The following is a 21,297-nucleotide window of genomic DNA, read 5'->3' as shown; positions in this document are numbered from 1 at the left end:
TCCGTGGCCATTAATCGGATCCAACTTGCTCAGCATAGATGGGCTTTTCCCATCCTGCGCCCGCCAATGCTGAAAATAAGTGTTAGCTGTTTCTCACTTTGGCGACCTTTCAGTGAGAATCCCCACCCCAGATCCAATTCCAGAGCCCCGGTAATTTAACCGGCTGTGAACTGTCGCGCACAGTGCGCGCCATGGCGGCCCGTTGCAGCGCTGCCGTGTCGTCGTAAAACGGCTTTTCGGCGATTTTCACACCGCTAGCCTGTGCGCTGTCGAGCAGGATTTGCAGGTACTCGCGAGTATGCCGGGCGGTGTAGCGATTGAGGTCGTGGAAGGTCACCACCACCGGAATCACACCGTCCACCACCGGCAACTCGCCAAGGGCGATGCGCTCGCGCACTTCGGACATTGTGCGCAAGAAGTGAGCCCGCCGCCGGGGACTGGCGTTGAAGCCCCAGATCTTGCCGTCATTGGCGCTCAGGTCGGTCAGCAGCACATGCATGCCGTGTTGCTGATAGGCCGCGAAAGTGCGTTTGTCGTAGTTCCAGAATGGCGGGCGCACCAGGGTCGGTGGAGCACCGGTGATCGCGGCGATGTCGGCGCTGCCGTTGGTGAGGGACTGTTCCAGTTCCTGTGGGTCCAGGGAGCGATGATTGGTGTGCCCGGGCGTGGCCGTGTGAAAGCCCAGGATCTGACCTTCGGCCTGTTCGCGCTGCATGACCTGGCGCCCTATTTCACTGCCGCCCGCCCGTGAGGCACGGGTCTGCACGAAGAACACCGCTTTGAGGTTCGGCTGCACCGGGTTCGTCGCCAGACTGTCGAGCACCGTCATCGTCGGATTCCAGAAACTCGAGGCGCTGGGACCGTCGTCGAAGGTCAGCAGGAAACGGATCGGTGGTTGCGCGCTCAGACGCTGTTCGGTCTGCGGCGTCATTTCGATGGGAGAAGCGATGCACCCAACCAGCCCTGTGGCGATGATGAGTGCAGATAAAATCTTGAACAGCTGTTTCATGTTTTGCCCATTTATCCTTCGTCGGCCCGCAGGTCGCTGCGGGCCGAGGTTGGATAAGGGTACACAGTGTTTGGTTCCGGTGCTGCCCGGCATCGTGGGTTACTGGGCAAACGCCTGCTGAAACGAGCTGTCGATAATCGGCGCAGTCGCCAGCGCAGCCGATAGCGCTTTTACCTTGAACAGGAAGTCCGCCGTGCTTTGCAGATCCTTTGCTGCCTGCGCATCCACCGGGCCGACGGTCATGTGGGCCTGGCGCAACCAATGGCGCGAGACGTTCTGGTCAAGGTTGGCTTTCTTCGCCCAGAGATCGGCGTACTCGTCGGTGTGGCTGTCGACCCAGGCCCGAGCCTTTTTCAGACGCACCAGAAAGTCGGCAATGGCTTCGCGTTTGCTGTCGATAGACGGTGTCGAGGCGGCGATGGCGCTTAGGCCGGGCATCAGGTTCTTGGCGGTGAGGATCGGCCGGGCGCCGGAGAACAGAATTTGCTGGGAGATGTAAGGTTCCCAGACCGGGAACGCGTCGATACTGCCCTGCGGCAACGCAGCGGCGGCATCGATCGGCATCAGTTTGATGAAGTCGACGTAGTCTTCCGGCAGGTCGGCTTTTTCCAGGGCGCGCAGGGTCAGTTGCTGGCTCCAGGCACCGGGCCAGTAAGCGACTTTCTTACCCTTCAGATCGGCGATGGTTTTGACCGGTGAATCCTTGGGCACCAGCAAGGCGATGGTGTCGGGGTTCTGCCGCGACACACCGATCAGCTTCACCGGCGCCTGCTTGGCGGCGAGGAACAGAAAACCCGAATCGCCGAGAAAACCCAGATCCAGCGCGCCGGTGTTCAGCGCTTCGGCCAGTGGCGCGGCGGCCTGGAAGTGCTTCCAGTCGACGGTATATGGCGCGTCTTTCAGTACGCCCGAGGCCTCCACCGAAGCGCGAATGTTGTAGTAGTTCTGATCACCGACGTGCAGGACGACGGGCTCGGCGGCGTAAGCCAGTGGTGCGGCGAACAGTGCGCTGGTCAGCAGACTGCGCACGAATCGGGACAGGTTCATCGGGGGCTCCTTGAGGGTTATTGCGATAGACCATAACGCTCTTACAAGAAGCTTTTAAAATTCGATTAATGCATAAGCTAATGACCAGCCGCGCACAGTGTTTGCCCAGCAACAGCGACTAAACAGACTGTTTTCCCTTGAACATTTCTCTGCCCCTGCACAAAGCGTTGACCGAGTTGCAGCGCGCCCATGTGATCTGAGCAACTAAGCTGAAATCTCCAGCCAGCGCTCTTCAATCAGAGCTCTTCAATCAGAGAATCAGCCTATGTGCGGACGCCTGTCGCAGTACCGTGGCATTCACGATTTCGTGGCGGCGCTGAGCATCCCCGACGCGTTGATCAACCACGTCGGTGATGAACCGCTGGCCCGCTACAACGCTGCGCCCACCACGCAACTCGCCCTCCTGCATCTGGAGAGCAGCGGCCTGCACGCCGATTTTCAGCGCTGGGGATGGCGGCCGCACTGGGCGAAAGATCGTGCGGCTCCGATCAATGCGCGGGTCGAAAAAGTCGCCCACGGCCCGTTCTTCCGGGCGATCTGGCCGCACCGCACGATTGTGCCGATCGACAACTGGTTCGAATGGGTCGACGCCGGGGATTCGACGAGGCAACCGTGGCTCATCCGCCGACGGGACCGGGCGCCAATTTTATGCGCGGCGATCGGACAGTTTCCCGGCCCGGGTGGCGAACCGCGGGCCGACGATGGTTTTGTGATCATCACCGCCGACAGTGCGGGCGGCATGCTCGACATTCATGACCGGCGCCCAGTGGTGTTGTCGGCGTCGCTGGCGCGGGAATGGCTTGACCCGGCCACTCCCAAGGAACGCGCTGAGCAAATGGCGCTGTTGCAAGGTGAAGTCAGCGAGGTTTTCGAGTGGTACAAGGTGGGCAAGGCGGTGGGCAATTCAAGAAATCAAGGCGCTGCCCTGATTGATGAAATCCCATAAACGCATCAATACCAACATGAATACGGAAATAAGTAACAGTTACAGATACATATTGAGTATTTGATCGTTAGACATGTTGATTCATCCAAGAACCACTTTGCGTTATTTGCGATTTAATCTGACAACCGCCTGTCTGACACCTCAATACATTTCGAATAACTATGGATAGCATGCGCGCCGCGTTTTCCTCGGCACCCTCCTATTGACTGAAGAGTCAATAACCCAAGGAAATACCTACAACAATCCTTTCCGAGTATTAAATTGCGCGACGATTTTGTAATTAATCAAGTCGGTGTCCCGGTGCATGTTTATCTTTCGAAGACAGAACATTACCCCCTCGACTGTTTTATCGGGCAATACATACAGACCCGCAACCTGGGTTCAACCCCAATTATCAGCAATCTTCTTCATGCAACCCTGGAAAACTATCCGGGCAAACCTCCGATCATGGTCAACGAGCTGAACGCCTGGATTGACAAAACCCTTGGTTTTAGGGCCTCCCACCCCGATTTCCTGCTGGAAGACGTTTGAGTTGATGGACCGGGTTCATTCAGTCAAAGAACTGAACGAACCCGACCTCGAACCACTCTCAATAACTGAGCTTCGGCCCGAGGAGGAATATATGAGCAAACTCGTCCCCTATGCCGTGCACTATATGTTCGACGGCGTTCGTCAGCACTTTTTCAAACTGGCTGAACAGTTTTCCGATGTCGATGCGATACATTCGGCTTCCGCCCATGCTTATCCCGACTCCGGTCGTCAAATCGCCGCACACGCCAACCTCGAAACCGCGCGTACCAAAGCGCAGCAATTGGGCATTACGCACATTCGCTGGAATGAAGCGATCTGATTTAATAATCGCCCAATGAAAAGCCCCGCTTTAATAGCGGGGCTTTTTGTATGTGCTGTCAGGGCTTCAACGGAATCTCTACATCGCGGTCTGACAGGCTTTTGCCGTCATCGGGGTGTTTCCAGTCCGGTATCTCATGCTTCTGCCGCTCGATCTCCTCTTCCGTGGGTTCATCTACCTCTTCATCCGGGTCCGGACGCTTTGGATCATTAGCCATGCACACCTCTCTTCCTGAAGGGATCTCCTTTAAGCGTAGAACAATTTCGACGGGAACGACTTAGAGCCACCAACGCAGCAAAAAGAAGAACCCCATGCTCAACAACATGCTGAGCAAGGTATTACGGGTGTAAAGCACCAGCCCCACCGCCACCAGCGAACTGATCAGGTACGGGTTATCCCACTGCAGATTCAGCTGCTTGTCCGGCATGAACACGATCGGCCCACAGATCGCCGTCAGCATGCCCGGCACCGCAAAACCCAGGAACTGCCGCGCATTGCTGCTCAAGCGCACGGGCAACCGCGGCTCCAGAAACACATAGCGGTTGAGGAACACCAATAGCCCCATGCCGAAAATCACTGCCCAAACCATCATGTGCGTTCACCGTAGAATTTGTTGCAGATAAAACCTGCGGTCATGCCCGCCAACCCCGACAGCACCAGCGCCGAGCCCCATTGCCAGTAGCTGAACAGCACCGAGCAGAACAGCGACACCGCCACGCACACCACGGTCGGCACGTTTCGCACCACCGGGGTGATCAGGGCGATAAAAGTCGCCGCGATGGAGAAATCCAACCCCAGATGTTCCAGCCCCGGAATGCTGCTGCCCAGCACGATGCCGGCCAGCGTGAAGAGGTTCCAGGCGATGTAAAACGTCAGGCCGACACCCAACGCGTACCAGCGGTTGAACTGTTGTTTGTCATGCGCACTGATCAGGGCGAACAGCTCGTCGGTGAGCAAAAAGCCCAACCCCAGACGCCAGCGCCCCGGCAACGGCGAAATCACCGAACGCAGGCTCATCCCGTAGAGCAAATGCTGGGAGGTCAGCAGCAGCGTGGTCAGCAGAATCGAAAAGATCCCGGCACCGCCCTTGAGCATGCCGATCGCCACCAGTTGCGCGGCACCGGCGAATACGATGCTCGACAAACCCTGGCCTTGCAGGGGCGTGAGATTGGCCTCGATGGCCATGGAGCCGGCCAGCAGGCCCCAAGGCGCGGTGGCCAGGGACAACGGCATGATCGCCGCAGCGCCGCGAAGAAAGGCACTGCGCGGCATGAGTGAATTGGACATAACGCTCTACAACCAGGGAAAGACTTCAGACTGTGCCAGCAGTCATGGCCGAAGGCTTGAACAATCTTGCGCACTTGGTCCGCGGCCAGGCACAACGGCAGGATGCGTGCGGAGCTCGCTGATTTTCGCGATTGACAAAAACCGCGCCGGCTTTTAAAACTGAGCGCCTCATTCAGGGTGTAAGCAAGTATGTCCGCAACCTTCAACCTCAACACTGTCGTCATTGGCTTGAATGCCAAGGCGCAAGGTTGCGTTGCGCACGCCCTCAAATCGAAGAAACAGTCGCTCATGTGACCGGGGCGCGCTGTCCCGTCAGATGAGCTGACAGGACATTGAGCGCGACGGATACCCTCCCCTTGCTTACTGCCTTCTACGCTTCTGACGGTGACGAAATCGGTCAACCTTCAGGAGTCAGTGCATGTCATCGTTTCAAGGTATTTGGGTTCCCCTCGTTACGCCGTTTCGCAACGGTGCGATCGATTTCGTCGGCTTGCGTCGGCTGGTCAGTCATCTGCTGGAAAAAGGCGTCGATGGCGTTGTGGTCTGCGGCACCACGGCGGAAGCGGCGGCACTGAGCAAACTCGAGCAACTGGCGGTACTCGATGCGGTGCTGGCGCAGGTGCCGGCGGAACGGGTGGTCATGGGCCTGGCCGGCAACAATATGACCGAGCTGCTGCAATTACAGAGCGAGATCCTGAAGCGTCCACTGGCCGGTTTACTGGTACCGCCGCCGTATTACATCCGCCCTTCCCAAGCGGGCCTCGAAGCGTTTTTCAAAACCGTCGCCGATGCCTCCAGCGTTCCGCTCATTCTTTACGACATTCCTTACCGCACCGGCGTGGCGTTCGAGCAGGCAACCCTGCTCAACATCGTCGCCCATGAGCGAATCGTCGCGATCAAGGATTGCGGTGGCAATCAGGCCAACACCCTGGCCCTGCTAGGCAGTGGCAAGGTCGACGTGCTGTGCGGCGAAGATAACCAGATCTTCAGCGCCTTGTGTCTGGGCGCCAAAGGCGCCATTGCCGCTTCGGCGCATGTTCATCCAGAGCTGTTCGTGGCGCTGTATCAACAGATCCGCGACAACCGGTTAGCGGCTGGTCGAGCGACATTCTTCCAGCTGCTGCCGCTGATTCACAGCCTGTTCATCGAACCCAACCCCGCCCCGGTGAAAACCGCCCTGGCCATTGAAGGCTTGATCGACGACGAACTGCGCGCGCCGATGCAACGCAGCAGCGAAACCACGGCGGTGCGTCTGAAGGAAGTGCTGGCGGCGTTGAACAGCAACAATCAATAGAGCGCCAGCAACCAGCCCGAGTACCATGGAGCGATTCGCATAACGCGTCAGGGAGTCGACATGCTGTACCGAATCGCCGCCGACGGGCTGGTGCTGTTTCACCTTTTGTTCATTCTGTTCGTGCTGTTCGGCGGGCTGCTGGTGCTCAAATGGCGCCCCCTGATCTGGTGGCACCTGCCCGCGGCTGCGTGGGGCGTGTCGGTGGAAGTCTTCCACCTGACCTGCCCGCTGACGCAGTGGGAAAACCTCATGCGCGACGCGGCCGGGCAAACCGGTTATAGCGGCGGTTTCATCGAACATTATGTGTGGCCGGTCATCTATCCGGCGGGCCTGACACCGGCAATTCAGCTGGGACTGGGCAGCGTGGTGCTGGCGATTAACGTGCTGGTCTACCTTCGGTTGATCAGGTTGTGGAAGTTACGTCGGGCAACCTGAAGCCGATTCGAGGATTGCGCCCATGTTGTCGATTGAAGATCTCACCTTGCTGGAAGCCATCCGGGAAACCGGCAGCCTCTCCCGGGCCGCGGCCCACTTGGGCAAGGCGCCCTCGACGGTGTCCTACGCGGCGCGGCAACTGGAGGAACGCTTTGACGCCTTGCTGTTCGACCGTCGTCGCTACCGCTTGCAGCTGACCCCGGCGGGTGAGTTGCTGGTGAACGAGGCGGCGCGACTGATGCAAGACGTCTCGCGGCTGACCCAACGAGTGCAGCAAGTGGCCAATGGCTGGGAGAGCCGGCTATGGATCGTCACCGATGAGTTGCTCGAATTCGAAGCGTTGATCCCGGTGATTCACGAGTTCGATGCGCTGGAGTCCGGCGTGCCGTTGCGCATCACTCAGGAAGTCCTCAAAGGTGTTTGGGAAGCCCTGCGTGAAGGCCGCGCGGACTTGATCATCGGCGCCACCAACGAACCACCAGCCATCCCCACTTTGCGCTGGATGCAACTGGGGGAAATGGAATGGGTGTTCGCGGTGTCGCCCAGGCACCCGCTGGCCAAGGCCCAGGAGCCGATTTCACGCGCCATGGTTGCGCAGCACCGGGCGATTGTCGTGGCCGATTCGTCCAGGGTTACCGAGGGCAGCACTTACGGCGTCTCCGGCGGCCAACCAGTGCTCGCCGTGCCGACCATGCGTGCCAAGATCCTCGCCCAGTGTGACGGGTTGGGCGTGGGTTGGTTACCAAAGCATCGGGTCGGCTCGTTACTGAAAAACGGCACGCTGGTTGAAAAACAGATGGCCGATCCGCGCGAGCCGAACATTTTGTATGCCGGCTGGCGTGGCGATCATGACGGACGCGCCCTGGGCTGGTGGCTGGAAAAACTCAAGCAATCGTACCTGTCCACCAAACTGGTTCAGGGCAGTGACCGGTTTGTTTGAATTCAGTTGGCAATGACGCTCATGTTCCGACCGCTGGCCTTGGCCACGTAGAGCGCCTTGTCGGCGGCCCCCACCAGGTCGCTGGGCTGGGCTTGTGACGCCGGATTGTAAGCGGCGACGCCCAGGCTAACCGTCACCGTGCCTTCAGCCCCTTGACTGTGCTGGATGCCGGCCTGCTGAACCGCACGGCGGATTTTTTCCGCCACCAGAAACGCCCCCACATAGTCGGTGCCGGGCAGTACCACCGCAAACTCTTCGCCGCCATAGCGCGCAGTCAGGTCGCCGGGACGCTTGATGTTGTCCCTGATGATCGTGCTGATGTTGCGTAAACACTCATCGCCGGCCACATGGCCGTAAAGATCGTTGAAGCTCTTGAAGTGATCGACATCGATCATCAGCAGCGCGAGGTGGGTCTGGTTGCGCCTGGCGCGGCCCATTTCAGCGAGGATGAACAGATCGAACTGACGCCGGTTGGACAGTCCGGTCAGTGCGTCCTCTAGCGCCAGCAACTCTAGACTGCGGTTGACCTCAATCAGCTTTTCCTGGGCATCCAGCAACACGCTCTGCACATGATTCTGCTGCTTCATCAGGCGAATGAGGCGATAACCGAGGACGCCCAGAAACCCCAGGAATAACGAGACGATCCCGGCACTCAGCAGTACCTCCTTACGCCAGGCTGCCAGGACTTCATCTTTATTCAGCGCCGCAAAGATGATCAGCGGATAACCGTCGACCCTGCGAAAACCGACCACACGCTCGACCCCATCCACATAGGACGTAACCGTTGCCGTGCCTGAATTGCCCTTGGGCAACAGTTGCGTGAACAGCGGCCCCTTGGCAACACTGATGCCGACTTCAGTTTCTTTGAACGGTCGGCGAACGACGATGGTGGCGTCGTCGGCGATCAGATTGATCACGCCGTTACGGCCCATGTCGATGCTGTCGTAAAGCCCGAGGAAATGGCTGAGATAAATCGTTGCCAGCGCCACGCCGGCAAAGCTGCCATCCGGATGATTGATCCGGCGGGAAACCGTCATGACCCATTCACCGCTCGAACGGCTCTTGATCGACGGGCCAATGTGAGGCCCACGATCGGGATGATCACGATGGAAAATGAAATATTCGCGGTCGGAATTGTTGGCATTGGGCAGGACGGCGCCGTTGGAATTGGCAACCCAGCGCCCATCTTCGTCATAGATAAACAAGCCATGGATCTGACTCAGTTCACTGCGCTGGGCACCGAGCAAACGCTCCAAACGGGCTCCTCGGGCCTGGTCGATACCGTCGTTTTCGAGGCGATCCACCAGGGTAAACAGCAGCGTATCGGCTTGCTTGATCGACGCCTGTGCTTGCGAGGCCAGGGTCTGGGCAAGGTTGGACATCGCCACTTCTTTGTCGTGCAGATGGTATTGACGCGAGTTCCAGGCTTCCCAAATCACGATAGCCGTCATGCACAGGCACACCGCGACCAGCAGAATCACCGCAGAGCGAACCTTGAGTGTGGCCCCGGCTTGCTCGGCGACCCAAGGCACGCCGTGACGGGATTGTTCTATTCGATTGTTAACGGACGGATGACCCATGACGCTCCCTGAATGCTGATCACACGGCGAATCTTCCCGTTCGCCCTTTTTATGACCCCTGACGGGTATGAGCCGCCTGGTGCCAGGCGACTATGCCTCATCAAACACCGGATATGTGATTTGCGCGAGAACTATTCTCACCCCCCGGCTCGCCAGGGCTACGATTCAGTGTTTGTCGTTACTTGAGACTTCCAGCCAAAAACTGCTGCAACCGCTCGCTCCGGGGCTGCTCCAGCACGGTATTCGGTGCCCCCTGTTCCTCCACCCGGCCCTGATGCAAAAACATGACGTGGTTCGACACCTGCCGGGCAAACGCCATCTCATGGGTGACCACCACCATCGTGCGCCCCTCTTCTGCCAGCTGCTGCATGACCTTGAGCACCTCGCCCACCAGCTCGGGGTCCAGGGCGGAGGTTGGTTCGTCGAACAGCATCACTTGCGGTTCCATGGCCAGCGCACGCGCAATGGCGACGCGCTGTTGCTGGCCGCCGGACAGCTGCACCGGATACTGCGTCTCGACCTTTGCCGGCAAACCTACCTTGGCGAGGTAATGCCGCGCCCGCTCCAGAGCCTCCGCCCGACTGACAGCCAGCACGCTCATCGGGCACTCGATGATGTTTTCCAGCACCGTCATGTGGCTCCACAAATTGAAGTGCTGGAACACCATCGACAGCTTGCTGCGCATGCCCTGCAACTGCACGGAGTCGACCGCACACAAATCCCCCCTTGAGTTCTTGCGTGTGAGCAGCTCTTCGGCATTCACGATGATGCGCCCGGCGGACGGTTGTTCGAGATGGTTGATACAGCGCAAGAAGGTACTTTTTCCCGACCCCGAAGAGCCGATGATGCTGATCACGTCACCCGCCCTGGCCTTGAGTGAGACCCCCTTCAATACCTCATGGCTGCCGTAGCTCTTATGCACATCTTCAACGATCAATTTATACATTCGAGCATGTCCAGTTAGGGGTCAGTGCGTCCGCGGGTTGAGGTAGCCGAGCCAATGCAGTTCGCCACGACGAAACAGCCAGATCAGGAAAAACGCGCTGGTGGCATACAGCACCCCGGCGATCCCGAACGCGGCAAAGGATGCATAAGTCGCCGAGTTGACGTCCCGGGCAATCTTCAGCAAATCAGGGACTGTGGCGGTAAAGGCCACCGAGGTGGAATGCAGCATCAGAATCACTTCATTGCTGAAAAACGGCAGGGCCCGGCGCAACGCCGACGGCAAAACGATGCGGCGATAGAGGGTGAACCGGCTCATGCCGTAGGCGCTGGCGGCCTCGATTTCGCCATGGGCAGTCGCCCGGATGGAACCGGCGAAAATTTCGGTCATGTAGGCGCAGGTATTGAGCGCGAACGCCAGCACCGTGCAGTTGAACCCGTCACGGAAAAACGCATTGAGAAAATCCTGGGATCGAACCACATGCAAGCTGTACACCCCGGTGTAGAAAAACAGCAGCTGGATGTACAACGGGGTGCCGCGAAACACGTAGGTGTAGCACCAGACCGGCAGACGGATCAGCGGGTTGCGGCTGACACGGGCAATCGACAACGGCACCGCGAGCAGGAAGCCCGTCACCACCGAAAGAATAAGCAGCCACAAGGTCACCGCCAGCCCGGAAAAGTGTGACCCGTCACTCCACAGATACGCCTGCCAGTAATTGTCGAGAATGCCGGTCATAGCGCAGCCTTCCTGACACCCACCGAGTAGCGGTGCTCAAGCCACATCAAGACAACGTTGGACACCGTGGTGATGGCGAGGTAGATCAGGCCGCCGACCAGCGTGAAATAGAAGAACTACAGGGAACCCTTGCCCGCATCCTGCGTGGCTTTGATGACATCGGTCAGGCCGATGATCGATACCAGCGCGGTCGACTTGATCAACACCTGCCAGTTATTGCCAATGCCCGGCAATGCGTGACGGAGCATTTGCGGGAAAAGAATTTTGCAAAAGGTTTTGCCACGGGTCATGCCGTAGGCCCTTGCCGCTTCGATCTGGCCAGCCGGGACCGCCTGGAAAGCGCCGCGAAACGTCTCGGTAAAGTAAGCCCCATAAATGAAAGCCAGGGTGATGACACCGGCCAGAAACGGGTCGATGTCGATCTGAGCGATGCCCAGCCAATCGGTCATCCGGTTGAGCAGCATTTGCAGGCTGAAGAACAGCAACAGCATGATCACCAGGTCCGGCATGCTGCGAATCACCGTCGTATAACCGATGGCCAGCGCTCGCAACAAACGGTTGGAAGACAACTTGGAACTGGCGCCGAGCAGCCCGGCCAGGACCGCGATCAACAATGACCATAACGCCAGTTTGATAGTGGCCAGGGTGCCCAGCAGGATCTGCGGGCCAAAGCCTTCCAGAAGCATTTCACTCTCCTTGTTCTTATTAGGTCGAGGTGAAGGGGGATGCTGCGATGGAGCGGCCAGGCGACCGCTCGGTTTCAAGGGTCGAAGGGGCGTTACTTCGCGCCGTAAACGTCGAAATCGAAGTATTTTTTATTGATCCGCGCGTACGTGCCATTGGCCAGAATCGTCGCCAGGGCTTTGTTCAAGTCTTCGCGTAACTCGACATCGCTCTTGCGCAAACCGATGCCGTCACCGACGCCGAAAAAGGCTGGGGCATCCAGGGTGGCACCGGCAAATTCATAGTCCTTGCCCTGCGCGGTGGTGAGGAAGCCGTAGTTGGCTTGAATGGCCCCTTGCAACGAGGCATCGAGTCGGCCCACCACCAGGTCCGCATACACCTGGTCCTGATTTTGATAGGAGAGCACGTCGATGCCTTTCGAACCCCAGACGGCTTTGGCAAACGCCTCCTGAGTCGAACCCTGCTCCACACCAATGCGCTTGCCCTTGAGCGACTCGAGGGTGGGCAGCAGGCCCGATCCACGCTTGACGACCAACCGGGCCGGCGCATTGGAGACCTTGTCGGTGAACGCAATCTGCTCCAGGCGCTTGGGCGTCACGGTCATCGACGACGCCACCGCGTCGAACTTGCGCGCCAGCAGCGCAGGGATCATCCCGTCCCAGCTGCTTTCAACCCAAATGCAGCGGGCCTTCAGTTCGGCACACAGCGCCTCGGCGATGTCGACCCCGAAACCGGTCAGCGTGCCATCCTGGTTCTTGTATTCCAGCGGTGGATACGTGGGGTCGACCCCCAGTTTCAGGACTTTGCCAGACCAGTCAGCCGCGCCGGCCAGTCCCGTGGCCGTCAACAACACCAGTGAAACAGCCGCAATCATCTTGTTCATTATTTTTGTTCCTCTCAGGCCCAACGAAAATACGGCGACTCAACCCAGAAAACGTTCGACCAACTTGACCCAGTAACTCGCGCCGATTGGCAGACAGGCATCATTGAAGTCGTAGCCGGGGTTGTGCAGCAGACACCCGCTATCGCCCTCGCCGTTGCCGATCACCAGGTAACTGCCGGGGCATTTTTCCAGGACAAAGGCAAAATCCTCACTCGCGGTGAAGGGCCGCAAATCGTCGATCAGCCGCCCTTCTCCCAACCAGTCACGGGCGACTTCACGGGCAAAGGCGGTTTGCTCGGGATGGTTAATCAACACCGGATGACAATGCTGATAATCGATTTCGGCCCGGGCGCCAAAACTGGCCGCCTGACCGTTGACCAATTCGGTAATTCTGACTTCGAGCAAGTGGCGAATCTCGGGGGTCAGGGCGCGCACGCTCAGGCTCATCTCGGCGCTGGACGCAATGACGTTCGAAGCGCTGCCGGCATGAAGGGAGCCCACCGTGATGATCGCCATTTCCTGCGGATTGACGTTGCGCGAGACGATGCTTTGCAGGGCGATCACGATCGAGGAGCAGACCAGCACCGGGTCGACCGCCTTGTGCGGCACCGCGCCGTGACCACCGTTGCCGATGATTTTGATGTTCACCGTGTCGGCAGACGCCATGAACGGGCCGCTATAGAACCCCAGATGCCCGACGGGATAACCCGGCACGTTGTGCATGGCAAAGATTGCGTCACACGGGAACCGTTCGAGCAGGCCCTCCTCCAGCATTTTCCGGGCACCGCCCAGCCCTTCTTCAGCCGGTTGAAAAATCAGGTGCACAGTGCCGTTGAATGCCCGGGTCTGCGCCAGGTGTTTGCCGGCTGCGAGCAGTGTTGCCGTATGGCCGTCGTGGCCGCAGGCATGCATGACGCCGTCGATCCGGCTGGCATAGGGCAAACCGGTGGTTTCCTGAATCGGCAGTGCATCCATGTCGGCGCGCAGACCAATGGACCGGCCCTCGCCATTTTTCAGGGTGGCGACGACGCCGGTCTTGCCTACACCCGTGCAGACTTCAAACCCCCACTGGGTCAAACACGCGGCAACCCGCTCGCTGGTGGCGAACTCTTCAAAGCCCAACTCGGGGTGAGCGTGAATGCTGTGACGCAACGCGATCATTTCCTCTTGGATGGCTGCAATACCCGGCAAGACTGGGTCGGCGATCATTGTTGTATTCCTTCGATAAGACCTGAGCGGTTGCTGAGTCCGATCTTAGGGAACGGGCTCTGGGCTGGGGAGGCCCAGTTTGGTTATGATGACAACCCTAGGTTGTCACTAGAGTTAACAGATGAAACTCCATCAATTACAAGCACTGATTGCCAGCGCCGAAACCGGCAGCATCCGCGCGGCGGCACGTTCGCTGGACATCTCCCAGGCCGCCGTGACCAAAGCGCTACGCGAACTGGAAACCAGTCAGCAGTTACCGCTGTTCACCCGAACCCCCAGCGGCCTGAACTTCACGGAATACGGCAAAGTATTGCTGACTCACGCCCGGCTCGTGATCAAGCAACTGGAGCATGCACAGACCGAGCTCGATCACATGCGCGGCAAAGCCCAGGGGCGGCTCTGTGTCGGGGTCACGCCCTGGATCGCGCTGACCTTCTTGCCCGAGGTGGTCCTGGCGTTTCGCGAGCGCATGCCGGAAATCCGCCTGGAGCTGTACGAAAGCCTGATGGCCGTGGCCCAGCCGTTGTTGCGTGATGGCAGCATGGATTTTGCGATTGGCCAGTTGCACCCGGCGCAATCGACCCAGGAGTTTGCCTGCGAAACCTTGCTCGATTACCAGACGTCGGTGCTGGTTCGTCAGGGTCATGCTCGGCAGGACGCTCGGTCAATCCATGAGTTACTGGAGCAGAACTGGACGCTGAACTACGCGCCGGACGGACACGATGGGCTGATGCAGGCGTTGTTCTGGAAACACGGTGCGCAGATCGATGAGAACCGAATCGTTCGGGCTCATTCGCTGGCCATCTTGCAGATGATGGTCGAGCGGGCCGACATGTGTACCTGGGGACCGTCCATTGTGAGCGTTGCCCCGCCTTTCCTCGGCCGGGTGGTTGCCCTGGAGCTGGCTGAGCAGTTTGAACCCCGGCAGCTGAGTATCGTGACCCGCCGCAATGGCTCCCTGAGCAATGCAGCGCTGTGCTTTACCGATTGCCTGTTGCAGGTCATTCGACGCCATGCGCGCTCGGCCAAAAAGGAAGACAGGGAACTCTTTGAAACCCTGCGTCTGCGGGTTTAAGCGCCACAACACTATCCCTGTAGCAGCTGTCGAGCTTGCGAGGCTGCGTTCGGCTGCGCAGCAGTCGTGAAATCAGACGACGCGGTGTTTCAGAAAAACCTCGCACTCAGGTTTTACGACTGCTGCGCAGCCGGACGCAGGCTGCTACATGGTATGCGTTGCGGCTGAAGTGGCTTAACTGATCGGCATTAGGTTTCTGCCCACAGGTCTTACCGAGGCGTCTGCTTCACGGCCGCGATCCAGGCGGGATTCAATTGGGTCTGCTCGGTGTCGATGCCCAGCGCTTCCATCCGCGCCTTGTGCTGATCCATCTCGCGGGTCAATTGGCTGTGATCACTGGAGTTACCGTCCAACTCGTGCATCTGACTCAACCCCAGATGGTAGAAACGCAGCAGCTTCATGGCCGTCGGATCCTCCTTCTCCACCGCCGCCGTCACCTGATGCATGACGTTGGTGATGCTCATCAGGCTGCGCTTGAGCTGCCAACCGTAAACCGCCGGGGCCATCCATGGCTGGGTCCAGAACGTGCCGCGCATCAGCGCTGCCATCAGCAGCACCGCTACAAATACGCCGCCGACGTTAAATCGCAGATTGTCGCCGTCGGCTTCACCGAACAACGCCACCGCCGTGGTGGACACCACCATCGCCAGGGCCAGGAAAATCAAGGCTATGATTATCGTGCTGCGTCGCGTCTGGCTTCGATAGCGTTCGGGGTTCTGCGGCTGGATTTCGAACATCGCGACGGGGTTCCTTGAGGGCATGGGTAAAAAGGCTGCGGGGCATTATCGCCTCTGCAGGGGATTTAGCTATGCTGGGGCTCCTTTTCATCTTTTCATCGTCAAACGGGGAAATGGCGATACAGCGCAGTTCGTGCCATCTTCTTTCATGGAACCATACTATTCGGATGCCATTTGCCTGTATGAATGGCATCGTTTTAAGGATCATTGAATGACCCAACGACAAGTAATCAACGCCTCGGTCAGCCCAAAAGGCAGCCTGGAAACCCTTTCTCAACGTGAAGTACAGCAACTGAGCGAAGCCGGATCCGGCAGCACCTACACCTTATTCCGCCAGTGCGCCCTGGCCATCCTCAATACCGGCGCCCATGTCGATAACGCAAAAACCATCCTCGAAGCCTACAAGGACTTCGAAATCCGCATTCACCAGCAGGACCGCGGCGTACGCCTGGAACTGCTGAACGCCCCGGCCGACGCCTTCGTTGATGGCGAAATGATCGCCAGCACCCGCGAAATGCTCTTCAGCGCCCTGCGCGACATCGTCTACACCGAAAACGAACTCGACGCCCAACGCATCGACCTGAGCACCTCCCAGGGCATCAGCGACTACGTCTTCCACCTGCTGCGCAACGCCCGCACCCTGCGCCCCGGCGTCGAGCCGAAGATCGTGGTGTGCTGGGGCGGCCACTCGATCAACACCGAAGAATACAAATACACCAAGAAAGTCGGCCACGAACTGGGCCTGCGCAGCCTCGACATCTGCACCGGTTGCGGCCCCGGCGTGATGAAAGGCCCGATGAAAGGCGCGACCATCGCCCACGCCAAACAGCGTATCCACGGCGGCCGCTACCTCGGATTGACCGAGCCGGGCATCATCGCCGCCGAAGCGCCCAACCCGATCGTCAACGAACTGGTGATCCTGCCGGACATCGAAAAACGTCTGGAAGCCTTCGTCCGCGTCGGTCACGGCATCATCATTTTCCCGGGCGGCGCCGGCACGGCCGAAGAGTTCCTGTACCTGCTCGGCATCCTGATGCACCCGGACAACGCCGGCCTGCCCTTCCCCGTGGTCCTCACCGGACCGAAACATGCCGCGCCGTACCTGGAGCAACTGGACGCGTTCGTCGGCGCGACGCTGGGTGACGCTGCCAAGCAACATTACGAGATCATCATCGACGACCCGGCTGAAGTCGCGCGTCAAATGACCCAAGGCCTCAAGGCGGTCAAACAGTTCCGCCGCGAGCGTAATGATGCGTTCCATTTCAACTGGCTGCTGAAGATCGACGAAGGCTTCCAGCGCCCTTTCGACCCGACCCACGAAAACATGGCCAACCTGAAACTGAGCCGCAACCTGCCGGCCCACGAACTGGCCGCCAACCTGCGCCGCGCGTTCTCCGGCATCGTCGCCGGCAACGTCAAGGACAAGGGCATCCGCCTGATCGAAGAGCACGGGCCGTACCAGATCCGTGGCGACGCGGCGGTGATGCAACCGCTGGATCAACTGCTAAAGGCCTTCGTCGCCCAGCACCGGATGAAACTGCCAGGTGGCGCGGCGTATGTACCGTGTTATGAGGTGGTTGCGTAATAAAGCTAATGTGAGTTGTAACGTCGCGAGCCGAAGCTAATGCTTTGGCTCGCTGTTGTTTCCACTACTTAAAGCTGATCAGCGTCGATCACCGCTTTGGCAAAAGCCTGCGGATCTTCCTGCGGCAAGTTGTGGCCGATACCACCGTTGATCAACCGATACTCATATTTGCCGGTGAAGCGCTTGGCATAATCCTCGGCAGCCGGATGTGGCGCCCCGTTGGCATCACCTTCCATGGTGATGGTCGGCACCGTAATGACCGGGGCCTTGGCCAGCCGCTGCTCCAGCGCTTCATATTGAGGTTCGCCCTGAATCATGCCCAACCGCCAGCGATAGTTGAAGATGGTGATAGCGACGTGGTCAGGGTTTTCCAGGGCGGCAGCGCTGCGGTCGAAAGTGGCGTCGTCGAACGTCCATTTCGGGGACGCCAGTTCCCAGATCAACTTGGCGAAGTCGTGGCGGTTTTTTTCATAACCGGCCTGGCCGCGTTCGGTAGCGAAGTAGAACTGGTACCACCATTGCAGCTCGGCCTTGGGCGGCAACGGATTCTTGCCGGCGGCCTGATTGCCGATGAGGTAGCCGCTCACCGAGACCAGCGCCTCCACCCGCTCCGGCCAGAGCGCCGAAACGATGTCCGCCGAGCGCGCGCCCCAGTCGTAGCCACCGAGCACCGCCTTCTTGATCTTGAGCGCATCCATAAAGTCGATGACGTCACTGGCCAACGCGGCCGGCTGGCCGTTGCGAACAGTCTTGTCGGACAGGAAATGCGTGTCGCCGTAGCCCCGTGCATACGGGATCAGCACCCGGTAACCCTTGGCCGCCAACAAGGGCGCCACTTCGCTATAGCTGTGAATGTCGTAGGGCCAACCGTGCAGAAGAATCACCACCGGACCATCGACAGGGCCGAGTTCGGCGTACGCCACATTCAGCAACCCGGCGTTGACATGCTTCAGCGGGCCGAACGAGTCCGCTTTGAGTGTCCCGGCGCTGGCCACCACTGGCTCTGGCGTCGCAGCTTGCGCATTGGCAGCACCAAGGGCACCTAACTGCATCAGCGCAAACGCGAGGATCGACGGACCAAAGAAACGACGTGAGGCGGTTTTATTGCGAGATACATTCATCTTCATGGTGATTCCCTGCAAGTCCTGACCGGTTTTCTGGACGACGTGAGTCAGCCATCGTGGGACATTCAGACGACTGCACGTTCGTCGAATTCGACAGCGATGAGCGTAGTGGAAAGATCAGCCTCCCTGATTGCTACACTCTGCGAATTTGCTATAACCGAGGACTTTCTGCGTGCCGCTGGAATCGAGGTAGGTCAGGCGGGCATCGACAACTCCACAATTGCCGCCGCCGTTTTCGACGACGGAAAGCACTTTCTTGATATCCAGATGGGTGCCGTGAGAAGTTGTCTGCGACGGCGCTTGAACATCGGCATGGGCCGAAAACGCTGCAACGTTCAGGACCGCGAAGAAGCTGGCGGCAATCAGTTTGTTCCAGTTCATGGTGATTTCCTCAGGGTTGCAATGGGTAGTGGTTGTGAGGCAAGTCGTCTTGTCTCGATGGAACCCATTTAATCGGCCCGAGGTATCTGCCATGTGTCGTAGAACCCGGCGTATTAGGGCGTAAGGTGTCTCAAAGGGCGCCAGGTACAGTGCGATACAAAGCGAACAACAAGAGGTTTGAGCGATGGAACATGTGAACCACATCCTGATCGTCGACGACGACCGGGAGATTCGCGAACTGGTCGGCAATTACCTGAAGAAGAACGGCTTGCGCACCACCGTGGTCGCCGATGGCCGGCAGATGCGCAGCTTTCTGGAAACCAATCAGGTGGACCTGATCGTGCTGGACATCATGATGCCCGGCGATGACGGCCTACTGCTGTGCCGCGAATTGCGCTCGGGCAAACACAAAGCCACGCCGATCTTGATGCTCACCGCGCGCAACGACGAAACCGATCGCATCCTCGGCCTGGAAATGGGCGCCGACGACTACCTGACCAAACCCTTCGCCGCCCGCGAACTGCTGGCGCGGATCAATGCCGTGTTGCGCCGCACCCGGATGCTGCCACCCAACCTGCTGATCACCGAAAGCGGGCGGTTGCTGGGTTTCGGCCGCTGGCGCCTGGACACCACCGCCCGCCATTTACTGGACGAAGACGACACGATGGTTGCCCTCAGTGGTGCCGAATACCGCTTGCTGCGGGTGTTCCTCGATCACCCGCAACGCGTGCTCAGCCGCGATCAACTGCTCAATCTGACCCAGGGCCGCGACGCCGATCTGTTCGACCGCTCCATCGACTTGCTGGTGAGCCGTCTGCGTCAACGGCTGAAGGATGATTCTCGCGAGTCGACTTACATCAAGGCCGTGCGCAGCGAAGGCTATGTGTTCTCTTACCCGGTGGAAATGCTTGGCGCAGAGTCATGAAGCGCTGCCCCACACAACCCCCATTTGTCACGATGCATTGACACGTTGTCACGATGACCTGACATGAGAATGTTGGCGCTGAGGCGATTTTGACCCCCAAGCCGCCGGAAATCATTGACCCATTCGAATATTCAGCAATCGATGACCTTGCGTGGGATTTCAGAGGCTGCAAATGGGTCAGCTAAAATCAGTAACCTGGGTCAAAATCGCATCAGCGCCAACAGTTCAGCCGCCAGACGGCGACTTTCTCCCGGATCGCCGGTGCCATGGTTTACGAGCACCGTGCCAGTCCTAAGCCCATCCCGAAGCCCACTATTGAGAAGATTGACGATATCTTTATCATCGGTCAGGCACAGACAGACGACATCGCAATTAGCGGCAAGCGCCTGGAGCGTTTTTTCAACGATGTGAGGCGTACCCGCTATGGCCTCAAATGTTTGGGGGCGTCGAGCCCAAACGTGAAGCTCAAAACCAGCCTCGGAGATCGCCTGAGCCATCGGAGCACCCTGGTCGCCAAGCCCGATAAATCCAATCCGAATGATTTTTATTTTGGACATGTCTTTACCCGATCATTCGAGTGGCAACTTCCCACAGCCGCTTCGCGTTATCGGGATCAATGGCGTAAGGCGCAACCCCCATGTAATCGGCAGGGCGTTTGTTGACCACATGCGCCTCGTTACAGTCTTCGAAATAACGACCACCAAGACCTTCCAACAGTGGAGAGGCCGCAAGTAGTACAGAGGTTGCAGCACCCTGTTGCACGGTCTTCTGGTGCTCAACAGGTGTCTTGAGACCGCCGGTGTGCTTCTGAAGGTGGGTTGCGATAGCCCCTGGGTTTACAGCATTTGCGAAAATGCCACGATCAGCCCAGCGACGCGTGATCTCTACGGCTATGAGCGCGCAGGCCGATTTCGCTTGAGAATATGATGCGAAAGGCTCGTAAGGGCGGAAGTCGAAATTGATATCGTCGAAGACTACTGGCCCTAACAGATTTGCGCTTGAACTCAGCGATACAATTCGAGCGCCCTCAGCTTTGATCAAGGCGTCCTGCAACCCAAGCACGAGAGCAAAATGGCCAAGAAAATTGGTCGCAAACTGCATTTCCCATCCTTGCGATGTCAACTCTCGCTCGGGCAGTGCCATGATGCCTGCGTTATTGACCAGGATTTGAAGTGGCTCTGACCAAGACTCAGCAAACGATTTCACCGAAGAAAGATCTGCGAGATCAACTAATCGAACATCAACGGTGCCCCTACCTTCCGAACGCAGCTCGGCAGCTATCAATTCAGCCGCGTCCAGGCGTCGGACGGCAAGCGTGACGTCCGCACCGGCATTGACTAAAGCTCGCGCCGTCTCAATGCCGATACCGGCGGCCCCACCCGTGACAATTGCCCGCTTACCCGTGAGGTCGACCCCTTCGATAACTTCCTGCGCAGTTGAATGAAACCCAAACGGGGTCGTAATACGTGTCATGAAATATTCCTCGCATGTGCATTTGCCCGCCAAGACGATCTGACCTGCGGGGACACCGGACGTCGGTGTTTGGAATTGCTATCGCGCCATTTTTCGGTCGGGCGACAACAGCATTGTGATGTTGAAAATCTCGGCCGTTCTGATTGGGAGAT

General features: G+C 58.5%; 24 protein-coding genes and 1 pseudogene. 9 read left to right on the top strand and 16 right to left on the bottom strand.

Annotated elements, in window-relative coordinates:
- Positions 1-109: 109 nt before the first annotated feature.
- Both MO767_RS00665 and MO767_RS00660 read right to left on the bottom strand, forming a co-directional pair.
- On the bottom strand, positions 110-1,009 hold the full coding sequence (locus tag MO767_RS00665) for a polysaccharide deacetylase family protein (RefSeq protein ID WP_282478961.1): 900 nt from the start codon (positions 1,007-1,009) through the stop codon (positions 110-112).
- A gap of 99 nt (positions 1,010-1,108) precedes the next feature.
- Positions 1,109-2,056 carry an ABC transporter substrate-binding protein gene (locus MO767_RS00660; protein ID WP_282478960.1) on the bottom strand — a complete coding sequence of 316 codons (948 nt, stop codon included), beginning with the start codon at positions 2,054-2,056 and terminating at the stop codon, positions 1,109-1,111.
- 265 nt (positions 2,057-2,321) lie between these two features.
- Here MO767_RS00660 and MO767_RS00655 point away from each other — a divergent pair, with 265 nt between their 5' ends.
- The 3 genes from MO767_RS00655 to MO767_RS00645 all read left to right on the top strand — a co-directional run bounded on the left by MO767_RS00655 (position 2,322) and on the right by MO767_RS00645 (position 3,852).
- Complete coding sequence (locus tag MO767_RS00655) at positions 2,322-3,002, top strand: SOS response-associated peptidase (RefSeq protein WP_282478959.1); 681 nt, start codon at positions 2,322-2,324, stop codon at positions 3,000-3,002.
- Positions 3,003-3,263: 261 nt separating this feature from the next.
- A complete protein-coding gene (locus MO767_RS00650) occupies positions 3,264-3,533 on the top strand; it encodes a hypothetical protein (RefSeq protein WP_282478958.1) in 270 nt (89 codons plus the stop codon).
- A 91-nt stretch (positions 3,534-3,624) separates the two neighbouring features.
- On the top strand, positions 3,625-3,852 hold the full coding sequence (locus tag MO767_RS00645) for a DUF6555 family protein (RefSeq protein ID WP_140682244.1): 228 nt from the start codon (positions 3,625-3,627) through the stop codon (positions 3,850-3,852).
- Between the two features lie 58 nt (positions 3,853-3,910).
- On the opposite strand, the gene MO767_RS00640 is transcribed toward MO767_RS00645, so the two are convergent.
- Genes MO767_RS00640 through MO767_RS00630 form a run of 3 tightly spaced genes read right to left on the bottom strand, consistent with a single transcriptional unit; the run spans position 3,911 to position 5,139 of the window.
- Positions 3,911-4,069, bottom strand: coding sequence for a hypothetical protein (locus MO767_RS00640; RefSeq protein ID WP_170206228.1), 159 nt, complete (start codon positions 4,067-4,069; stop codon positions 3,911-3,913).
- Positions 4,070-4,129: 60 nt separating this feature from the next.
- A complete protein-coding gene (locus MO767_RS00635) occupies positions 4,130-4,441 on the bottom strand; it encodes an AzlD domain-containing protein (protein ID WP_165353329.1) in 312 nt (103 codons plus the stop codon).
- Positions 4,441-5,139: an AzlC family ABC transporter permease gene (locus MO767_RS00630; RefSeq protein ID WP_282478957.1), complete on the bottom strand. Its 699-nt coding sequence runs from the start codon at positions 5,137-5,139 to the stop codon at positions 4,441-4,443. Before MO767_RS00630 ends, MO767_RS00635 begins: the two co-directional genes overlap by 1 nt.
- A 418-nt stretch (positions 5,140-5,557) precedes the next feature.
- Between MO767_RS00630 and dapA the strand changes: the two genes are divergently transcribed.
- Genes dapA through MO767_RS00615 form a run of 3 tightly spaced genes read left to right on the top strand, consistent with a single transcriptional unit; the run spans position 5,558 to position 7,808 of the window.
- Positions 5,558-6,433 carry a 4-hydroxy-tetrahydrodipicolinate synthase gene (gene dapA / locus MO767_RS00625; RefSeq protein ID WP_282478956.1) on the top strand — a complete coding sequence of 292 codons (876 nt, stop codon included), beginning with the start codon at positions 5,558-5,560 and terminating at the stop codon, positions 6,431-6,433.
- A 60-nt stretch (positions 6,434-6,493) separates the two neighbouring features.
- Positions 6,494-6,868 (top strand): DUF2784 domain-containing protein, encoded by a 375-nt coding sequence (locus MO767_RS00620; protein WP_282478955.1) that lies wholly within the window; start codon positions 6,494-6,496, stop codon positions 6,866-6,868.
- 22 nt (positions 6,869-6,890) lie between these two features.
- Entirely contained in the window at positions 6,891-7,808 is a 918-nt protein-coding gene (locus MO767_RS00615; RefSeq protein ID WP_282478954.1) for a LysR family transcriptional regulator, read from the top strand.
- 2 nt (positions 7,809-7,810) lie between these two features.
- Here the strand turns inward: MO767_RS00615 and MO767_RS00610 are convergent, their stop codons facing one another.
- The 6 genes and pseudogenes from MO767_RS00610 to MO767_RS00585 all read right to left on the bottom strand — a co-directional run bounded on the left by MO767_RS00610 (position 7,811) and on the right by MO767_RS00585 (position 13,845).
- A complete protein-coding gene (locus tag MO767_RS00610) occupies positions 7,811-9,388 on the bottom strand; it encodes a sensor domain-containing diguanylate cyclase (RefSeq protein WP_282478953.1) in 1,578 nt (525 codons plus the stop codon).
- A gap of 178 nt (positions 9,389-9,566) precedes the next feature.
- The gene (locus tag MO767_RS00605) at positions 9,567-10,334 is read right to left on the bottom strand and encodes an ATP-binding cassette domain-containing protein (RefSeq protein WP_282478952.1); all 768 of its coding nucleotides are present in this window, start codon (positions 10,332-10,334) and stop codon (positions 9,567-9,569) included.
- Positions 10,335-10,355: 21 nt separating this feature from the next.
- The gene (locus MO767_RS00600; protein WP_282478951.1) at positions 10,356-11,069 is read right to left on the bottom strand and encodes an ABC transporter permease; all 714 of its coding nucleotides are present in this window, start codon (positions 11,067-11,069) and stop codon (positions 10,356-10,358) included.
- Positions 11,066-11,755: pseudogene (gene hisQ / locus MO767_RS00595) on the bottom strand (histidine ABC transporter permease HisQ). Before hisQ ends, MO767_RS00600 begins: the two are co-directional and overlap by 4 nt.
- Positions 11,756-11,847: 92 nt before the next feature.
- The gene (locus tag MO767_RS00590) at positions 11,848-12,636 is read right to left on the bottom strand and encodes an ABC transporter substrate-binding protein (protein ID WP_282478950.1); all 789 of its coding nucleotides are present in this window, start codon (positions 12,634-12,636) and stop codon (positions 11,848-11,850) included.
- 39 nt (positions 12,637-12,675) lie between these two features.
- On the bottom strand, positions 12,676-13,845 hold the full coding sequence (locus MO767_RS00585) for a M20 aminoacylase family protein (protein WP_282478949.1): 1,170 nt from the start codon (positions 13,843-13,845) through the stop codon (positions 12,676-12,678).
- Positions 13,846-13,966: 121 nt separating this feature from the next.
- On the opposite strand from MO767_RS00585, the gene MO767_RS00580 reads away from it, so the two are divergent.
- The gene (locus MO767_RS00580) at positions 13,967-14,920 is read left to right on the top strand and encodes a LysR substrate-binding domain-containing protein (protein ID WP_046048144.1); all 954 of its coding nucleotides are present in this window, start codon (positions 13,967-13,969) and stop codon (positions 14,918-14,920) included.
- A 209-nt stretch (positions 14,921-15,129) separates the two neighbouring features.
- On the opposite strand, the gene MO767_RS00575 is transcribed toward MO767_RS00580, so the two are convergent.
- Positions 15,130-15,657 carry a DUF3087 domain-containing protein gene (locus MO767_RS00575; protein ID WP_282478948.1) on the bottom strand — a complete coding sequence of 176 codons (528 nt, stop codon included), beginning with the start codon at positions 15,655-15,657 and terminating at the stop codon, positions 15,130-15,132.
- A 211-nt stretch (positions 15,658-15,868) separates the two neighbouring features.
- Here MO767_RS00575 and ppnN point away from each other — a divergent pair, with 211 nt between their 5' ends.
- Complete coding sequence (gene ppnN / locus MO767_RS00570) at positions 15,869-17,242, top strand: nucleotide 5'-monophosphate nucleosidase PpnN (protein ID WP_282478947.1); 1,374 nt, start codon at positions 15,869-15,871, stop codon at positions 17,240-17,242.
- 68 nt (positions 17,243-17,310) lie between these two features.
- Here the strand turns inward: ppnN and MO767_RS00565 are convergent, their stop codons facing one another.
- Positions 17,311-18,369 carry an alpha/beta hydrolase gene (locus tag MO767_RS00565; protein WP_282478946.1) on the bottom strand — a complete coding sequence of 353 codons (1,059 nt, stop codon included), beginning with the start codon at positions 18,367-18,369 and terminating at the stop codon, positions 17,311-17,313.
- Positions 18,370-18,483: 114 nt separating this feature from the next.
- Complete coding sequence (locus tag MO767_RS00560; protein WP_282478945.1) at positions 18,484-18,747, bottom strand: DUF2790 domain-containing protein; 264 nt, start codon at positions 18,745-18,747, stop codon at positions 18,484-18,486.
- 184 nt (positions 18,748-18,931) lie between these two features.
- Between MO767_RS00560 and MO767_RS00555 the strand changes: the two genes are divergently transcribed.
- Positions 18,932-19,672 (top strand): response regulator, encoded by a 741-nt coding sequence (locus MO767_RS00555; protein ID WP_282478944.1) that lies wholly within the window; start codon positions 18,932-18,934, stop codon positions 19,670-19,672.
- A 200-nt stretch (positions 19,673-19,872) separates the two neighbouring features.
- Here MO767_RS00555 and MO767_RS00550 read toward each other — a convergent pair whose 3' ends face one another.
- On the bottom strand, positions 19,873-20,229 hold the full coding sequence (locus MO767_RS00550) for an NAD(P)-binding domain-containing protein (RefSeq protein WP_282478943.1): 357 nt from the start codon (positions 20,227-20,229) through the stop codon (positions 19,873-19,875).
- Positions 20,230-20,233: 4 nt separating this feature from the next.
- Complete coding sequence (locus MO767_RS00545) at positions 20,234-21,145, bottom strand: SDR family NAD(P)-dependent oxidoreductase (RefSeq protein WP_282478942.1); 912 nt, start codon at positions 21,143-21,145, stop codon at positions 20,234-20,236.
- Positions 21,146-21,297 lie beyond the last annotated feature (152 nt).

Source organism: Pseudomonas sp. UYIF39 (genome assembly GCF_029963765.1).
GTDB lineage: Bacteria > Pseudomonadota > Gammaproteobacteria > Pseudomonadales > Pseudomonadaceae > Aquipseudomonas.
This window is presented reverse-complemented; position numbering and strand designations above follow the sequence as displayed.

What these genes read in the sequence shown, in the direction of transcription:
- MO767_RS00575 (WP_282478948.1), bottom strand. Translation starts at nt 15,657, where the DNA reads ATGTTCGAAATCCAGCCGCAGAACCCCGAACGCTATCGAAGCCAGACG.
- MO767_RS00550 (WP_282478943.1), bottom strand. Translation starts at nt 20,229, where the DNA reads ATGTCCAAAATAAAAATCATTCGGATTGGATTTATCGGGCTTGGCGAC.
- MO767_RS00585 (WP_282478949.1), bottom strand. Translation starts at nt 13,845, where the DNA reads ATGATCGCCGACCCAGTCTTGCCGGGTATTGCAGCCATCCAAGAGGAA.
- MO767_RS00630 (WP_282478957.1), bottom strand. Translation starts at nt 5,139, where the DNA reads ATGTCCAATTCACTCATGCCGCGCAGTGCCTTTCTTCGCGGCGCTGCG.
- MO767_RS00615 (WP_282478954.1), top strand. Translation starts at nt 6,891, where the DNA reads ATGTTGTCGATTGAAGATCTCACCTTGCTGGAAGCCATCCGGGAAACC.
- MO767_RS00620 (WP_282478955.1), top strand. Translation starts at nt 6,494, where the DNA reads ATGCTGTACCGAATCGCCGCCGACGGGCTGGTGCTGTTTCACCTTTTG.
- ppnN (WP_282478947.1), top strand. Translation starts at nt 15,869, where the DNA reads ATGACCCAACGACAAGTAATCAACGCCTCGGTCAGCCCAAAAGGCAGC.
- MO767_RS00605 (WP_282478952.1), bottom strand. Translation starts at nt 10,334, where the DNA reads ATGTATAAATTGATCGTTGAAGATGTGCATAAGAGCTACGGCAGCCAT.
- dapA (WP_282478956.1), top strand. Translation starts at nt 5,558, where the DNA reads ATGTCATCGTTTCAAGGTATTTGGGTTCCCCTCGTTACGCCGTTTCGC.
- MO767_RS00610 (WP_282478953.1), bottom strand. Translation starts at nt 9,388, where the DNA reads ATGGGTCATCCGTCCGTTAACAATCGAATAGAACAATCCCGTCACGGC.
- MO767_RS00635 (WP_165353329.1), bottom strand. Translation starts at nt 4,441, where the DNA reads ATGGTTTGGGCAGTGATTTTCGGCATGGGGCTATTGGTGTTCCTCAAC.
- MO767_RS00640 (WP_170206228.1), bottom strand. Translation starts at nt 4,069, where the DNA reads ATGGCTAATGATCCAAAGCGTCCGGACCCGGATGAAGAGGTAGATGAA.
- MO767_RS00655 (WP_282478959.1), top strand. Translation starts at nt 2,322, where the DNA reads ATGTGCGGACGCCTGTCGCAGTACCGTGGCATTCACGATTTCGTGGCG.
- MO767_RS00560 (WP_282478945.1), bottom strand. Translation starts at nt 18,747, where the DNA reads ATGAACTGGAACAAACTGATTGCCGCCAGCTTCTTCGCGGTCCTGAAC.
- MO767_RS00545 (WP_282478942.1), bottom strand. Translation starts at nt 21,145, where the DNA reads ATGACACGTATTACGACCCCGTTTGGGTTTCATTCAACTGCGCAGGAA.
- MO767_RS00600 (WP_282478951.1), bottom strand. Translation starts at nt 11,069, where the DNA reads ATGACCGGCATTCTCGACAATTACTGGCAGGCGTATCTGTGGAGTGAC.
- MO767_RS00590 (WP_282478950.1), bottom strand. Translation starts at nt 12,636, where the DNA reads ATGAACAAGATGATTGCGGCTGTTTCACTGGTGTTGTTGACGGCCACG.
- MO767_RS00665 (WP_282478961.1), bottom strand. Translation starts at nt 1,009, where the DNA reads ATGAAACAGCTGTTCAAGATTTTATCTGCACTCATCATCGCCACAGGG.
- MO767_RS00580 (WP_046048144.1), top strand. Translation starts at nt 13,967, where the DNA reads ATGAAACTCCATCAATTACAAGCACTGATTGCCAGCGCCGAAACCGGC.
- MO767_RS00555 (WP_282478944.1), top strand. Translation starts at nt 18,932, where the DNA reads ATGGAACATGTGAACCACATCCTGATCGTCGACGACGACCGGGAGATT.
- MO767_RS00565 (WP_282478946.1), bottom strand. Translation starts at nt 18,369, where the DNA reads ATGAAGATGAATGTATCTCGCAATAAAACCGCCTCACGTCGTTTCTTT.
- MO767_RS00660 (WP_282478960.1), bottom strand. Translation starts at nt 2,056, where the DNA reads ATGAACCTGTCCCGATTCGTGCGCAGTCTGCTGACCAGCGCACTGTTC.
- MO767_RS00645 (WP_140682244.1), top strand. Translation starts at nt 3,625, where the DNA reads ATGAGCAAACTCGTCCCCTATGCCGTGCACTATATGTTCGACGGCGTT.